Annotated in this window: 15 protein-coding genes; 8 read left to right on the forward strand and 7 right to left on the reverse strand. The window is 47.9% G+C overall.

All coding sequences use genetic code 11. The annotated features are described in order from the left end of the window. The first annotated feature begins 176 nt into the window (after window positions 1-176). Entirely contained in the window at window positions 177-1,043 is an 867-nt protein-coding gene (locus PRUB_RS06705) for a M61 family metallopeptidase (RefSeq protein WP_010382714.1), read from the forward strand. Window positions 1,044-1,072: 29 nt separating this feature from the next. Here the strand turns inward: PRUB_RS06705 and phaC are convergent, their stop codons facing one another. The 3 genes from phaC to PRUB_RS06720 all read right to left on the reverse strand — a co-directional run bounded on the left by phaC (window position 1,073) and on the right by PRUB_RS06720 (window position 4,155). Then, on the reverse strand, window positions 1,073-2,842 hold the full coding sequence (phaC, locus tag PRUB_RS06710; RefSeq protein ID WP_010382713.1) for a class I poly(R)-hydroxyalkanoic acid synthase: 1,770 nt from the start codon (window positions 2,840-2,842) through the stop codon (window positions 1,073-1,075). A gap of 125 nt (window positions 2,843-2,967) precedes the next feature. Continuing rightward, window positions 2,968-3,315, reverse strand: a complete 348-nt coding sequence (locus PRUB_RS06715) for a phasin family protein (protein ID WP_010382711.1) — start codon at window positions 3,313-3,315, stop codon at window positions 2,968-2,970. A gap of 90 nt (window positions 3,316-3,405) precedes the next feature. Then, window positions 3,406-4,155 carry an SDR family oxidoreductase gene (locus PRUB_RS06720; RefSeq protein ID WP_010382709.1) on the reverse strand — a complete coding sequence of 250 codons (750 nt, stop codon included), beginning with the start codon at window positions 4,153-4,155 and terminating at the stop codon, window positions 3,406-3,408. 599 nt (window positions 4,156-4,754) lie between these two features. Between PRUB_RS06720 and PRUB_RS06725 the strand changes: the two genes are divergently transcribed. Then, on the forward strand, window positions 4,755-5,153 hold the full coding sequence (locus PRUB_RS06725) for a rhodanese-like domain-containing protein (protein WP_010382707.1): 399 nt from the start codon (window positions 4,755-4,757) through the stop codon (window positions 5,151-5,153). 65 nt (window positions 5,154-5,218) lie between these two features. Here the strand turns inward: PRUB_RS06725 and PRUB_RS06730 are convergent, their stop codons facing one another. Then, window positions 5,219-6,262 carry an alkene reductase gene (locus PRUB_RS06730; protein WP_010382705.1) on the reverse strand — a complete coding sequence of 348 codons (1,044 nt, stop codon included), beginning with the start codon at window positions 6,260-6,262 and terminating at the stop codon, window positions 5,219-5,221. A 126-nt stretch (window positions 6,263-6,388) separates the two neighbouring features. On the opposite strand from PRUB_RS06730, the gene PRUB_RS06735 reads away from it, so the two are divergent. The 3 genes from PRUB_RS06735 (at window position 6,389) to PRUB_RS06745 (ending at window position 8,839) form a co-directional block, all read left to right on the forward strand. Next, window positions 6,389-6,970 (forward strand): TetR/AcrR family transcriptional regulator, encoded by a 582-nt coding sequence (locus PRUB_RS06735; protein ID WP_010382703.1) that lies wholly within the window; start codon window positions 6,389-6,391, stop codon window positions 6,968-6,970. A 141-nt stretch (window positions 6,971-7,111) separates the two neighbouring features. Continuing rightward, window positions 7,112-7,798: a DUF4336 domain-containing protein gene (locus PRUB_RS06740; RefSeq protein ID WP_010382701.1), complete on the forward strand. Its 687-nt coding sequence runs from the start codon at window positions 7,112-7,114 to the stop codon at window positions 7,796-7,798. A gap of 162 nt (window positions 7,799-7,960) precedes the next feature. Continuing rightward, entirely contained in the window at window positions 7,961-8,839 is an 879-nt protein-coding gene (locus PRUB_RS06745; protein ID WP_010382699.1) for a winged helix-turn-helix domain-containing protein, read from the forward strand. A 212-nt stretch (window positions 8,840-9,051) separates the two neighbouring features. Here PRUB_RS06745 and PRUB_RS06750 read toward each other — a convergent pair whose 3' ends face one another. Further along, a complete protein-coding gene (locus PRUB_RS06750) occupies window positions 9,052-9,873 on the reverse strand; it encodes a methyltransferase domain-containing protein (protein ID WP_010382697.1) in 822 nt (273 codons plus the stop codon). Window positions 9,874-9,876: 3 nt separating this feature from the next. Next, a complete protein-coding gene (locus tag PRUB_RS06755) occupies window positions 9,877-10,632 on the reverse strand; it encodes a Nif3-like dinuclear metal center hexameric protein (protein WP_010382695.1) in 756 nt (251 codons plus the stop codon). Window positions 10,633-10,868: 236 nt separating this feature from the next. On the opposite strand from PRUB_RS06755, the gene PRUB_RS06760 reads away from it, so the two are divergent. From PRUB_RS06760 to PRUB_RS06770, 3 genes are all read left to right on the forward strand, one after another. Next, window positions 10,869-11,336 carry a VOC family protein gene (locus PRUB_RS06760; protein ID WP_010382693.1) on the forward strand — a complete coding sequence of 156 codons (468 nt, stop codon included), beginning with the start codon at window positions 10,869-10,871 and terminating at the stop codon, window positions 11,334-11,336. A 98-nt stretch (window positions 11,337-11,434) separates the two neighbouring features. Continuing rightward, window positions 11,435-11,596 (forward strand): hypothetical protein, encoded by a 162-nt coding sequence (locus PRUB_RS06765; RefSeq protein WP_164487840.1) that lies wholly within the window; start codon window positions 11,435-11,437, stop codon window positions 11,594-11,596. Between the two features lie 694 nt (window positions 11,597-12,290). Further along, window positions 12,291-12,950 carry a calcium-binding protein gene (locus tag PRUB_RS06770; RefSeq protein ID WP_010382690.1) on the forward strand — a complete coding sequence of 220 codons (660 nt, stop codon included), beginning with the start codon at window positions 12,291-12,293 and terminating at the stop codon, window positions 12,948-12,950. Window positions 12,951-13,019: 69 nt separating this feature from the next. Here the strand turns inward: PRUB_RS06770 and PRUB_RS06775 are convergent, their stop codons facing one another. Then, window positions 13,020-13,724: an XRE family transcriptional regulator gene (locus tag PRUB_RS06775; RefSeq protein ID WP_010382689.1), complete on the reverse strand. Its 705-nt coding sequence runs from the start codon at window positions 13,722-13,724 to the stop codon at window positions 13,020-13,022. Window positions 13,725-13,963: the final 239 nt, after the last annotated feature.

Genomic DNA, 13,963 nt, shown 5'->3' on the forward strand with positions numbered 1-13,963 from the left:
GCGTTTAACTGAAGGGGCGTGGCCTGAATCTCACAGGTGAAGGGCTAAGTGTTCCTGGTGATCTTAATCAGTGCGCCTGGCCATAAAACAAAAATATCCGGTGTCCACTTAACCACGGCACAGGACAAATACCTTGTGTATGTTATGGTGAGAGAAAGAGGCTAACAGGAGGCATGATGCGTGGATTGATAGTGGCGATATTACTGTGCTCGCAAAGCTGGGCCACGGAAGTGGTTTACCAGGATTTGCATGTACTGGATGCGAAGCAGCAAGCCATTGTCAAGAGTTGGCTGAGTCAGGGGCTAAAAACGACCGAGCATACTTTAGGCCCTTTGGCACAATCTCATCTGCCAGTGAAGTTACAAAACGTGTATTTGAGCAGCGAGCCGGTCCCCTGGGGAGCAGTAAACCGCTCGGAGGTGGATGGTATTGAGTTGCATATCAGCTATTTCGCGACGCAGCAGCAACTGATCAGCGACTGGACCTTGTATCATGAGCTGGCCCACTTATATCATCCGTTGCTTGATTATCCAGACTTCTGGTTAGCAGAAGGGCTTGCCACCTATTTACAAAACGTCATTATGCTGCACGGTGGTGTGATCACCACAGATGAGTACGTACAGCGGATCATGGCTGGCCTCGAGCGGGGTCGATTGGCCACCTGGGATACACCAGGTCCACTAGCTCGGGTCAGTGAGGATATGTGGCGGCTCAGAGCTCACGCGCGTGTTTACTGGAGTGGCGCGGCATTTTTTATAGAAGCAGATCTGACATTGCGGCAAAAAGATCCGACTCTGACTTTGGTGAGTTTGCTAAAGCGCTATCAGACCTGCTGCAGAGCGCAGGCGCCAGCAGGGCAGCCAGACAGCGCAAAGGTGTTTCTGGGTCAGCTGGACAGGCTCTCTCGCAGCAGTATTTTCAGTAATCTTTATCACAGTTATAAGCTACGTCAGGATTTTCCAAGATTAAGCAAACAGGCCGTCAGGCTGAGTGGTTTACATATGATGTCAGCCAGACACAGTGAGCTGCTCCGACAAAAATAAAGGCTGCCAATTGGCAGCCTCTTAGTCGGTTAGATTTTAACTTTAACGTATTCACCGGGCGCAGCATAAATGCCTGGATTGGTTTTGCTGCTGGTGACGCGCTTGGGCACTTTCTCGTCGGTATACTGGCTTAACCATTTACCCCAGTGTGGCCACCATGAGCCACTCTGATGCTTGGCCTTGTCCAGCCAGGCATTGGCTTCGCCAGTTGCTTCCGGGCCATACCAGAAACCATATTTTTCGGCGGCTGGTGGGTTTATCACACCGGCAATGTGGCCTGATTCACCCAATACAAACGTGGTTTTTGCGCTGGTGTGCTGAATACCCTGGAAAGTAGCTTGCCACAGGGCGATATGGTCATCTCGTGTGGACAACATATACACCGGCTGTTTGACTTTACTGAGGTCTATCTTAGTGCCTCTGACTTCAATTTCGCGAGGTTGTACGAGGCGGTTTTCCAGGTACAGATCGCGCAGCATAAAGTTATGACATTTTGCGGTGAGGTTGGTGCTGTCGCCGTTCCAGTACAGCAGGTCCAGATCCATGGGGGCCTCACCTTTGAGGTAGTTATTAACGTAGTAGTTCCAGTAAAGGCTGTTTTCGCGCAGCATGCTGAATGAGACACCCAGCAAATGACCATGCATGATACCATTTTGCAGGTTGTATTTTTCCAGCGCAGAAATCGTCGGCTCATTTACAAATACGCCAATCTCACCAGGCTGCGAGAAATCCAACAGGGTCGTTAACAAGGTGGCACTCTTGATACGGTGCTTCATGCGTTTCGAGACAAAGTATGCCATCGCTGTGGTGACCAGAGTACCCGCAATGCAGTAACCCACGGCATTGACATACGCTTCACCGGTTTGCTTTTCAATGGCATCCAGCGCCGCAATAACCCCATCTACGATGTAGTCTTCAAAACCCACATCAGCCATACTGGCATCCGGGTTTTTCCATGAAATCATAAACACGGTATGGCCCTGATCAACAGACCATTTCACCAGAGAGTTCTGTTGTTTCAGATCCAGGATATAGTATTTATTGACATAAGGCGGCACGATCAGCAGCGGCGTTTTGAATACGTCTTTGGTGGTGGCATCATACTGAATAAGTTCGAATAAATGATTTTGGAATACCACGCGCCCCGGGGTGGTCGCGATGTCTTTACCCAGCTCAAAAGCGTGCTCGTCAGTCATGCTGATCCGCAGCATGTCACCACTTTTGGCCAGGTCTTTTTTAAACATGTCCAGCCCTTTGATCAGGTTTTCACCTTTTGAATCTAACGTCAGCTTAAGCAGCTCAGGGTTGGTGGAAATAAAATTGCTGGGGGAAATAGAGTTCACTACCTGGCGGGCAAAAAATTCCAGACGCTCTTTGAGTTTGTCATCCAGCCCAGGTGTTTCACGGATTGACGACAATAAAGACTGACCAAACAGCAAATAGCTTTGTTTAATGTAATTAAACCAGGGATTGTCACGCCATTCTTCGGCTTTGAAACGGCGGTCTCCGCGCTCAGCTTCAATGATATCAGGTTGTTCGGTGTCGAATCCCTGACCCCAGGTTTGTTGCATGATTTTGATTTGTTCCTGCCACCAGTCAAACTGATGCTGAACAAAGGTTTCTGGCTGCTTCGCTATTTCGTTCAACCAGACACCAAAATCCCGGGCACTTTGCTCGTTCAGGGCTTGTTGAACGGGGTTTTCTTTGAGCAGGTTATTACTGAATATAGTGTAGAGATCTTGATTGTACTGCCACCAGGCCGTCAGCGTTTTATTAAGATCTGTGTTATCGGTATCCATTACTCGTGTCCTAATAGGCAAATTGATTGCACGTGTCTTGTGTCGTGTTTGGTATAGCGGATCAGCCACTACAAAAAACAGGCTAAAAAAATGCCCCCGCAACAGGCAGGGGCAGACGACAGCGATTAAGCTTTAGCAGTGGTTTTAACACTGTCTTTAGAAATTGCGTCAAGGTGCTCTTTGAACTCGTTGCCAAGTTGAGTCAGTTTCTGACCATCGTCGATCATTTGCTGGCTTAGCTTGTTCATTGCAGTGAGCTGGCTTGCGTTGAAGTCGATGAAAGATTTAACATCTTTTACTTCAGCGGCTGTTTTAAGCTGCTCAACAGAAGTTTTAGTGAAGCTCTCTGTTGCATCAAGCTGGATTTGAGCCAGTTGCTCAATGTTTTTAGCAACCAGTTGGTTGAACTTGATTGCCGGAGAGAAAAACTGCTCGCTTTGCTCAGTAAAAGTTTTCATTAGATCGTTGTACATGGTGTGCTTCCTGTTTATCAAAAAAGTCCGTATAGGTAGCGTTACTGCCCAGGTACTTCAGAGCGTAGGCTCAATCCTGATATACGCCGCTTAGTTCATATAAAGTCCGCCGTTAATCGCCAGCGTTTCACCTGTGATATAGCCTGCCTGATCAGACGCCAGGTAAGCGACCGACTGAGCCACTTCGAGTGGCGTGGCTAAGCGCTGCATCGGCACTTGTGCCTTGATGCTTTCAAGCACATCTTCACGCATTTTTTCAACCATAGGGGTAGCGGTATAGCCAGGGGCAACCACGTTTACGGTTACGCCTGCGCGGGCGCCTTCGTAAGCCAGCGCTTTGCTGAAGCCGATCATGCCGGCCTTGGCAGCCGAATAGTTCGCCTGACCAAACTGACCTTTTTGGCCGTTCACACTGGAAATATTGATGATGCGGCCTGATTTGTTTGCACACATGTGTGCAAAGACCGGGTGAGTCATGTTGAACATAGAGTTAAAGTTGGTGTCGATAACTTCCTGCCATTGCGTCAGGGTCATCTTTTTAAATGAGGTATCCCGTGTGATGCCTGCATTGTTAACCAGAATATCAATGCGACCAAACTGGTCGATTACGTCATCCAGCTGTTCCTGGCACGCCTGGTGATCAGTCACATCCAGGAATATGCCATGTACGGCAGCAGGGTTGATTGACTGCTCATTGAGCCATGCGTCAATATCCGCTGAGGTACGTCGAGGGCTGGCAACAGCCACTACAAAACAGTTTGCATTTACCAGCTCTTTGACGATAGCTGAACCGATGCCACCCAGTGCACCAGTGACGACTGCGATTTTTTTGCTTTCCATATTGCTCTTCCGAACTTAAGGCGGCTCAACTATCGCACTTCTAAGCCACGTTTCCGGTTGGGTTTTATACAACCGAAAAGGTTTACGAACTGGCGTTATTGTCATCCGTCATTGTGACGAATTAATAACCGATATATTTAATTCCCAAGACAAATTTTCATCTGTTTATTCGTTGTTTTTGTTATGTCCCTTATAAGGGGTTAAAGCACTGTCTTGTCAGGGGTGATAAAAAATATAGCAAAATAGAGTAAAAGCTCAAGTTTTGCTCTGATGTTTCTTTCTATTGATCTACCAAGTGATCACTAGCTTCAAGACATTAGTAATAGAAGTAAAACAAGCTGATGAGTATTAGACTATAGCCTTAGTTGTCTTACCAATGAGCCAGATCAAATAACTAAGTAATTGTAAATTAAATGGTAAGATTTCAGCATGAAAAATTCCCATCTTGCGCGATGTGCCTGTTGTAGGTAAGTTCAAATCAAGAAAGATTGCTATTCCTTTTTTCGCGCTTCCTGGTGTTTAATTATTCCTGAGGTAAATAATGTACTTTTTTGCTACGCTTTCAGCTACTGGAAAGTCTATGAAGTAGAGAGTGTTATATGATAAGGATTAGTATTTTTGCCTTGCTCAGTGTGTTTTGTATAGTTGCACAAGCAGCAACCGATATCATTAGTCAGCAAGCGTTGCTGCGCAATCAGATGTCAGCCCGGCCGCATATGATAGTCGATGTCAGAAGCGCAACCGAGTTCGAAGCAGGACATCTCAAAGGGGCCATTAATATTCCATTTGACCAGATCTCACAGCATCAATCTTTATTGGACACACTCAAACCCGAAACGCTGGTGGTTTATTGTCGCTCCGGGCGTCGTGCTGCCATTTTTGAACAAGCGTTGGCTGAGCAGGGCTTTAGCCTGTTGCACCTCAGTGGCGATTTCCGTGACTGGCAAGCTGCTCAGCTTCCCGTGATTACGTCCAACCCCGCAAAAACTGAGCAGTGATCACCATAATAAGGTAAACAGAGCAGAAGGGGATCATCCGCATCTGTTTCCTCGTCTTAAGTTGCTTATACTAAGGTCTCAAGCATGTCTTCAGAATAGGGCGTCAACGTCTCACCCTGTCTGACTTTTTCAACGTAATCCGGGTTGGCAATAAAAGGTCTGCCAATTGCAAGTAAGTCAAAGCGGTCGTCACGAAGTGCTTGATCACCTGATTGGGGGGTAAAGCCGCCCACGCCAACCAGGGTTTTACTATAGTTGGCTCTGACGTAATCAGAGACCCGTCCGCCCAGGAAGTCAAACTCCATGGCGTCATCAAAAGTACCTATATGCACAAATGCCAGAGTACGCTGCTCCAGTTGAGCCAGCAGGTAATCAAAGACAGTTCGGTCACGGGGATCAGCCTGCATATTGAAGTAAGCGCCTGGTGTTAGACGCACGGCTGTGCGCTCTGCACCAATACGATCTGCGATAGCGTCGATAACTTGCAGGGCAAAACGACTCATATTTTCAGGGGTTCCACCATACTCATCAGTACGTGTGTTACTTTCATAATGTAAAAACTGGTCTATCAGATAACCGTTGGCTGCGTGAATTTCAATGCCATCAAAACCGGCATCAATGGCATTGCTGGCGGCTTGCGAATAATCAGCAATGAGCTGTTTGATGTCATCAAGTGTGGCTGGTGTTGGTGTGATGTAGCTCAGATCCCGCATTCGGGGCACGGTACCTTCCACTTTCTCGGCACTGGGTGCCAGTACTTTATCACCATTAAAAAAGTGCGGGTGAGCGACCCGACCAGTATGCCATAGCTGTGCAAAAATCTTACCACCCTTGGCATGCACCGCATCGGTTACTTTGCGCCATCCGTCAATTTGCTCGCTCGTAAACAGGCCGGGTGTATTCGGATAACCCTGAGCGTCTGGACGAATGATGGTGGCTTCAGAGATAATAAGCCCTGCATCGGCCCGGCGTGCATAATAGTCGGCCATTGCATCAGTTGGCACCAAGTTATCATCCGCCATACAGCGGGTAAGCGGCGCCATCAAAATACGATTTTGTAGTGAAATTTGATCATTTAGTGCATAATTTTCAAACAGTTTGCTTGTCATAGTCGGACCCAGTTAGTTTTTGAATGCTTATTCAAGATATGATCGTTTGAATGATCGTTCAAGTATATTTTGAACAAATGTTCAAAAATGAGTAAAATGCATTACGTTTGATGAGGAGAGTAATGAATGCGCAGTGCTGAATTTGATAAAGAGCAGGTACTCAGAGCCGCGATGACGGCTTTTATGGAAAAGGGATATGCAAAAACTAGTATGCAGGATCTCAAAGCGGCAACAGGATTGCACCCGGGTTCTATCTACTGTGCGTTTCAAAACAAGCGAGGACTGTTGCTGGCTGCACTGGAGCAATATAACCGAGATCGCAGCGATGAATTAAAGGCACTGTTTTCACAACATCCTTCAGCCAGTGCCGGACTGGCAGCGTATTTGACGCATGTGGTGGAGGAATGTGTGAGTTATGATCCACAAAAACTATGCCTGACACAAAAAGCGCTGAACGAACTGGCCGAGCAAGATGAAGAGGCACAGGCTATTCTCAGTGAGCAATGTGCCATGTGGCGAAATGCACTTTGCGCAGTATTTGAGCGCATTGCTGAGCAAGGGGAGCTGGCTGGTACGCGCAGCGCTTTGGATAGAGCGCGTAGCCTCATTGTCAGTATTTATGGGCTACGCACTTTTGCCCACACCCACCCGGAGCCACAGATCATGCGTGATCTGGGTGCACAAATACTCAAGGACGTCTGTCAGTAAAGTAAAATGTACGCGCTATTTGGTCATCCCGTTATGTGTGTTGGATAAAATATCAGCTAATGTGTTAGTCTCTAATCTCATTACTTTTTCTTATATTAGATAAGTTTGATAAGGGGAAATCAGGTTCCCAGGGAGATTAATATGAGACAGCTGGACGAGAATATCTGGATCTTCGATGGTGAAGCCGTGTCGTTTTTCACCATGCCATTTACTACCCGGATGACGATAGTACGTTTACCTTGCGGTGGCCTTTGGGTGCATAGTCCAATCCGCCTGACACCAGAGTTACGAGCGCAAGTGGATGCGCTTGGACCAGTGCTCTACCTGTTGGCACCAAATCATCTGCACCATTTGTTCATGTCGCCCTGGCAGGATACCTACCCGGAAGCACAAACCTTTGGCACCGAGGAGGTCAAAGAGAAGTGCAAGACACTCAGCTTTGATGGGATCCTCGACAATGAGCAGCATTACCCCTGGGATAATACTCTGAAAACACTACTTTTTACTGGCTCACCAGCAATGGAAGAAGCGGTGTTTTTCCACTCCCAAAGTCGCACTTTGCTGGTCACAGATCTGATAGAAAACTTTGACCCGAACAGCCTGAATACATTCCAGCGCTTTGTGGCGAAAGGTGCCGGCGTAGTGGCACCTGAAGGTCAGACGCCGCTGGACTGGCGATTGAGTTTTATCTTTCACCATGACACAGCAAGGGCACATCTGAACACCATACTGGACTGGGCACCCGAATGTCTGGTCATGGCGCATGGCCTGATCATTGAAAAAGACGCTGTTGCTTTTTTAAAGCGTGCTTTTGAGTGGCTTGAATAAAACGCTTAATTATTTGATTTTAATAATTATAAATTGATTTTTTCAGTATAAGTTGCCACGCCAGTAAGACCAAAGTTGATAACAATTCAAGTACATGTAACTAGCATGTGAATAAGAAATCCGCTACGCTGGTGCGATAATAACAAGAATATTGTCAGGGTTATGGAATTTCAATTCGCCAACGCGCGTTTGAATATTGCGACGCAGTGCGTCATTATCGATGAGCGGTCGACACAATTAGACGACCGTGCCTTTATGCTTCTCCACTGCCTTTTGCAGCGCCGCCCGCAGGTCTGCGCTCATGCCGACTTGGTCAAATTACTGTGGCCAAATACCGTCGTATCCGACTGGTCACTGCCAAAGCTGGTCTCCGATCTGCGCAGCCAGTTAAATCGTGCAGGCTTACAGCAAAATTGTATCGTCACCGTGCGCGGACAGGGCTACCGGTTTGCACCCGCGATTGAGGTCAGTGAACACCCGTTAACCAGCACTTTAATGAACGCACAGGCACCGCTGGCGACCGAGCAGTCTATGCCAGCAGTTACTCCCCAGAGCGAAAACGCTTTACCAGCACGATATTGGTTGCCTGTTTTGGTGATTGCCTGTTTGTGTTTTGTCGGACTGATGACACACAGCACAGAGCAAACAGCGGGATTACATTTTGGTGAGCCCAGTGATGCGATTGGACGGATACTGTGGGTGGATGATAATCCGACAAATAATCTGCAGGAAAAACGCTATTTTGAGCGTCACCATATCGGTGTGTATACCGTGAAATCCAGTGAAGAAGCATTATTGCTGTTGCAAATGTATGAATACAATCTGATTATTTCAGATATGGGTCGGGCGCAGGAGCCTCTTGCGGGATTGAAGTTGTTGCAACACCTCAGATCTGAAGGGGATAATACGCCTTATTATTTTTACACCCTGATTGACAATCAGGAGATGCTTGAGGTGATCAAAACCAGTGGTGGGCAGGGTGTTGCCACTGAGCGGCCCCAGTTGTATGGCCAGATATTATCGCACTTTGCTAAGAAATAAATCATTATAAGTAATTGAAATTAATGCTTTTCAAAAAGATTCAAAGGATAATTGATGACTTTTTTACAGTGCTGTGCCACGGTTAAATTGTTGCTCTCCCGACCTTTGGCATTGACATACACTTGCTGAGCAATGTGAGTGTATGACGACAGGATTAAAGACCTGGACACATGTCTCGGCCCTGGCACTTGTAATCGGTGCCAGGGTCTTTTTTATGTCTCTGATGGGGTGGTGAGGTGCTTTAGCACCAGGTGCGTGTATCTGCCGAGTGAGGCATAAGGTTCCTGCTGGTTGTACTTCAGCTCCAGCTCAAGTAATGCATCAAATTCATCACTGGCTTTACTTGGATCGCGCAAGTAATCATGAAAACACCGTACCCCTGATTGTACGCGCTTTTGCAGCGGCAGCTGGCTCAGCCAATGGTCGACGTCAGCGGGTTCGAGTGGACGGTTGGGGCTCAATCCGACTTTTTGCTTCACCTTGAGACCATTGCGCACGTAATCAAAATTACCAAAGACCATATTGGCCATGCGCTGAGCTGCGCGATTGTAGTACATCAACGAGAAAAACCCATCCGGCGTCAGCCGCTGTGCTAACAGCGATAAAGCCTGTTGTTGCTCACTCAACCATTCCAGCACGGCATGACACATCACGAGATCAAACTGACCGAGTGCCAGATCCGGGAGTGCCTGAAGCGGTGCATGGATCAGGGTTACCCGCTCACTCACGCCCAACGCGTCGGCCTGACGCTGTGCCTGCGCCAGCATCTCCTCAGAGATATCGACGAGTGTGACAGCATGCCCAAGCTGGGCCAGAAACAGCGCCAGTTGACCCTGGCCGCCGCCCACATCAAGTACGGTTTTAGTCAGATCAACACCAAGCCAGGGCACTTGCTGAGTAAGGTCGCGCTGCAACACAGCTTCTCTCAGCTGGCCCTTTGTGGTGCCATAAATGTTGTTCTTAAATTTGCCGGTTAGCTCGCCGAAGTTGCGGTCCTCATCACGGTTGAGGGTGCGTTGTTTGTGCTTAGCCATAGATCACACAGGGTTGTCGATATCAACGAATTCAACGTCTAAGTCAAACTGAGTGGCCAGATACTCACCCAGTGCCTTTGCACCGTATCGCTCGGTTGCATGATGTCCGGCCGCAAAGAAGTGGATCTGCTGCTCATTGGATGAGTGAATGGTTTGTTCAGAAGCCTCGCCGGTCAGGTAAGCATCGACTCCCTGACTGGCAGCCAGGTCGATAAAGCTCTGCCCACCTCCCGTGCACCAGGCAATGGTTTTTATCAGGTGATCACCCGCTTGATTGACAAGTGGCTTACGCCCCAATTTCTGTTCAATTAAAACCGCAAAGTCGGCTGCAGACATGGGCTCGCTGAGTTTGCCTTTTACCGCAACACTGTTGCTGTTCCAGGGTTCCAGTGGACGCTCTAATGTCAGGCCAAGTAACTTACCCAGCTGCGCGTTGTTGCCCACTTCTGGGTGTACATCCAACGGCAGGTGATAGGCCAGCAGGTTAATATCATGTGCAAGCAAAGCCTGGAGTCGGCGCTTTTTCATGCCGGTTACGGTTTGGTCTTCGCCCTTCCAGAAGTAGCCGTGATGAACCAGTATGGCATCCGCTTGTTTTTCAATAGCTGCATCGATGAGGGCCTGGCTGGCTGTGACGCCGGTGATGACCTTTCGGATCTCAGGCTTGCCTTCGACCTGTAAGCCATTCGGGCAATAGTCTTTAATCTGGAACGGCTTAAGATATTCATTGAGGTGGTTTACCAGCTTTTTACGTTGCATCATGCTCTCACTGTAAGGCGTCAAAAGCGCTTAGTTTAGCGCTTTTTATCGTGCTGAAAAAGCGCTGAACCCACTGTAAAGCGAATTCTCTCAGCGCTGTCACAATTCGACATTTCACTGAACTAGGCTAGCTTTAAATGTACCGTTTGCCTGACGAGCAGCATCGCGATTACCCGCGATAGGTAACGACAAACAGACAAAGTGTGATACTGCCCGTAACCTGTGAGGAAATCATCATGACAGTTTCAGCGATACCGGATGGTTACCATGCCCTGACGCCCTATTTGATCACTGAGAATGCGGTTCAGGCGATAGACTTTTACCGTAAAGCCTTCGCCGCTGAGCTGATAATGCAATTGCCTATGCCGGATGGGGGGGTGGCGCATGCCGAGCTTAAAATCGGTGACTCCCACCTGATGCTGTCTGATATGTGCCCGGATGCCCATTTCAAGAGCCCGAAGCAGCTCGGTGGCACGCCTGTGAGTTTGATGTTTTATGTGCCTGACGTAGACAGTACCTTTGCCCAGGCGATTGCTGCTGGTGCCACGGAGCTCCGTCCTGTGGTCGATCAGTTTTATGGAGACCGGGCTGGTACATTACAGGACCCGTTCGGCCATGTTTGGACCATAGGCACGCATCAGGAAGATTTGAGCGAAGAGGAAATTGTCGCAAGAATGGCTGAGTGGATGACTGACGACTCATAAAAAAGTAATAAATATGTTGATTTCTTGTTTTTAAAGTGTCAGTTTATTTGTGATCATCCGTTTTATGATCATAAAAAATTCAACTCAAGGAAAAGAATATGAAACTACAAATTAAGAAGTCTGCATTAAAACGTCTGACAGAAACACAACAGCTTGCACAGCAACAAACGCCAAACATCGCGGGCGGTGCGCCTTATACCTACCGTTGTCGCCCGGCTGAGTCAGAAACGGGCAATCAGTTCTGGCAGTGTATGTGCTGATACGCGCCTTATTTGCGTAATGTTACTTGAGCCTGTAAAACGCGGGCTCATATTCGCTGTCAGCCTTGTCCAGGCACAAGGGGTTGGATTACTGTTTACTAATGATACCCTTATCTTTCCGTTTATAGTTTACCGGCTAACTATCAGAAGTGATTATGCGCAGAGGCTCCCTTCATCGCAGTATCTGGCATCGCTTTACCATGGCATATGGCCACCCTATTTGGTCAATAGCTTCAACCCGCCAGACTGCGAAGAAATTCCCTCATTTTGATTCTCTTCCTTAAAAATAGGCCTATAAATTTTCTCTTGTTACTGAGCCTCAAATTCGCGGCGTATTTTCATGCATTTTTTATTGTAAGGTTGTGCATTAAAATTTTGCATGCTGATGAAACGCGCCTTCAGTGGTGAACCGGGAACTATCACAGCCACACTGATCAGTGCGCTGTGCATGTGAACGCCATATTACATACCGCATGCTATGCTAGAAGTGTTTACTTATCAATATGGTGCCACTTCTGAGGCTGCAAGCATTAGCCATAGGGTGATGACTCACTACGGGTCTGAAACCTGCTCCCTGTGTGATATCTGCACATTGTATCCACACTCCATGGCTAAAATAACAGCAACTTTGGTTGATATCGCTGCTGCGCTGTCAACCAGCCCGAGTGAGCGGCACTATGAGAGGGATAGGGATATGAATAAGTATGGTTTGTTTGCGCTGTTACTGAGCGCGCTGAGCTTTGTTGATACGCGGGTTGCTATTGCATCAGATGGTGTGTGTACCGGCCTCAGTGGGGGCGCCATTGTCGAGGTTAAGCGTATGGCTTTGAGAACAGCGAAATCAGCGAAATACCTGGTTGTACTTAATATTGTTGGCACTGTTGAGGCCGAAACATTCCGCCTGACACGAGACGGTCGGCGTATCAAAGTGATGCGGGCGACGTCTGACAGTGCCAGTTGTGTGTTTATTTATGCCAGCCAGGTCGAGCAAGTTCAGGTTTATCTGGGTGATGGTGATGACAATTACGACGGTCGCACTATTACGATAGCGCAGCATATCTGGGCAGGTAACGGTGACGATGAAGTCATGGGGGGCCGCAGCGGAGATAGGCTATTTGGTGGTGCTGGCAATGATGCACTAAGTGGCTTTGCCGGGCGTGACAAGCTGGTAGGTGGGCCTGGCGATGATACCCTCAACGGTGGCGGTGACAAAGATGTACTGGAAGGTAAAGAGGGCAACGATATCCTGGCCGGAGGCGCGGGGTACGATACCCTGAACGGTGGTGCCGGGCGCAATCAACTGTATCAGGGCGACATAGTCACCAGCGAAAAAGAGCGGGGCGGTTGGTACTGAGCCCGACGGACCTGTGTGCTTACTCAGGCAAGGCCATTGAGCGTGTTCAGTGGCCGTTAGCCACCTTGCTTACGCAAGATCTTTACCAATCCACACGACTTTACCAATGATTTCAAGTTGCTCCAGTTCGTCTGCACGGACAACCTGTTCGACGTATTCTTTGTTATCACTGATCAGTCTGACTGAGCCATCCAGATACTGTTGTAACCGTTTGGCATATAACTCTTCGCCCAGCCGGACCACATAGATCAGGCCTTCGCTGAGCTTTTTATCGCTCAGATCGACCAAAATGGTGTTGTTGTTGTGGATGGTGGGTTCCATCGAGTCGCCTTTAGCAAACACAACTGCCAGTTCACTTTTATCGAGGTTTTTGTAGTCAATCCACTTTTTTCTGAACGCCAGATGGCGCGCAACCTGGGCATTATCATTAAAGGCACCATACCCGGTACTGACCGAGACATGATAACCAGGCACTAAGACAAAGGCTTCGTTAAACTCATCCAGTTTGACCAGCGGTTGGGTGATGATAGGGGATTGGGGGCAATCTGCGGCGGTCTCCCCCTGGATCAGCCACATCAGGTCAACATTGGCGACCTGAGCAATGCGCTCTACAATACTCAGTTTCGGATCTTCACCTTTAAGTATGCGTCTTAAGGTGCCTTCAGAAATGTCAATTTTTGACGCAAAGGCACGAATGCTATGCGGTTTAATTGCATATTCAACGCGCTCTGCGAATGCCGAGCTGTCAGCTTCCGTATTGTATTGTTTTTCCATTGTTTGATACCACGCCTCTGATGTCCCATTTTTAAGCAATAAGGCATTATAGGAACTTATATGGGAAAACGCAATTCAAATTTTTACGCAAAATTTTGATTGTTACGCATTGATCTGCGTAAAAAACTAAACTATCATCTTTCATAAATTACGCATTGGCGGTGTTTTAAGGATTCAGTCCGCGTTAACAGCCATTGCTGATAGTAGATAATGACCCAATTACACCAATATGTATGGGT

Source organism: Pseudoalteromonas rubra (genome assembly GCF_000238295.3).
In the GTDB taxonomy this organism is placed as follows: Bacteria; Pseudomonadota; Gammaproteobacteria; order Enterobacterales; family Alteromonadaceae; genus Pseudoalteromonas; species Pseudoalteromonas rubra.

Coding starts and splice junctions, on each gene's coding strand:
- PRUB_RS06705 (WP_010382714.1), top strand. CDS start 177: ATGCGTGGATTGATAGTGGCGATATTACTGTGCTCGCAAAGCTGGGCC.
- phaC (WP_010382713.1), bottom strand. CDS start 2,842: ATGGATACCGATAACACAGATCTTAATAAAACGCTGACGGCCTGGTGG.
- PRUB_RS06715 (WP_010382711.1), bottom strand. CDS start 3,315: ATGTACAACGATCTAATGAAAACTTTTACTGAGCAAAGCGAGCAGTTT.
- PRUB_RS06720 (WP_010382709.1), bottom strand. CDS start 4,155: ATGGAAAGCAAAAAAATCGCAGTCGTCACTGGTGCACTGGGTGGCATC.
- PRUB_RS06725 (WP_010382707.1), top strand. CDS start 4,755: ATGATAAGGATTAGTATTTTTGCCTTGCTCAGTGTGTTTTGTATAGTT.
- PRUB_RS06730 (WP_010382705.1), bottom strand. CDS start 6,262: ATGACAAGCAAACTGTTTGAAAATTATGCACTAAATGATCAAATTTCA.
- PRUB_RS06735 (WP_010382703.1), top strand. CDS start 6,389: ATGCGCAGTGCTGAATTTGATAAAGAGCAGGTACTCAGAGCCGCGATG.
- PRUB_RS06740 (WP_010382701.1), top strand. CDS start 7,112: ATGAGACAGCTGGACGAGAATATCTGGATCTTCGATGGTGAAGCCGTG.
- PRUB_RS06745 (WP_010382699.1), top strand. CDS start 7,961: ATGGAATTTCAATTCGCCAACGCGCGTTTGAATATTGCGACGCAGTGC.
- PRUB_RS06750 (WP_010382697.1), bottom strand. CDS start 9,873: ATGGCTAAGCACAAACAACGCACCCTCAACCGTGATGAGGACCGCAAC.
- PRUB_RS06755 (WP_010382695.1), bottom strand. CDS start 10,632: ATGCAACGTAAAAAGCTGGTAAACCACCTCAATGAATATCTTAAGCCG.
- PRUB_RS06760 (WP_010382693.1), top strand. CDS start 10,869: ATGACAGTTTCAGCGATACCGGATGGTTACCATGCCCTGACGCCCTAT.
- PRUB_RS06765 (WP_164487840.1), top strand. CDS start 11,435: ATGAAACTACAAATTAAGAAGTCTGCATTAAAACGTCTGACAGAAACA.
- PRUB_RS06770 (WP_010382690.1), top strand. CDS start 12,291: ATGAATAAGTATGGTTTGTTTGCGCTGTTACTGAGCGCGCTGAGCTTT.
- PRUB_RS06775 (WP_010382689.1), bottom strand. CDS start 13,724: ATGGAAAAACAATACAATACGGAAGCTGACAGCTCGGCATTCGCAGAG.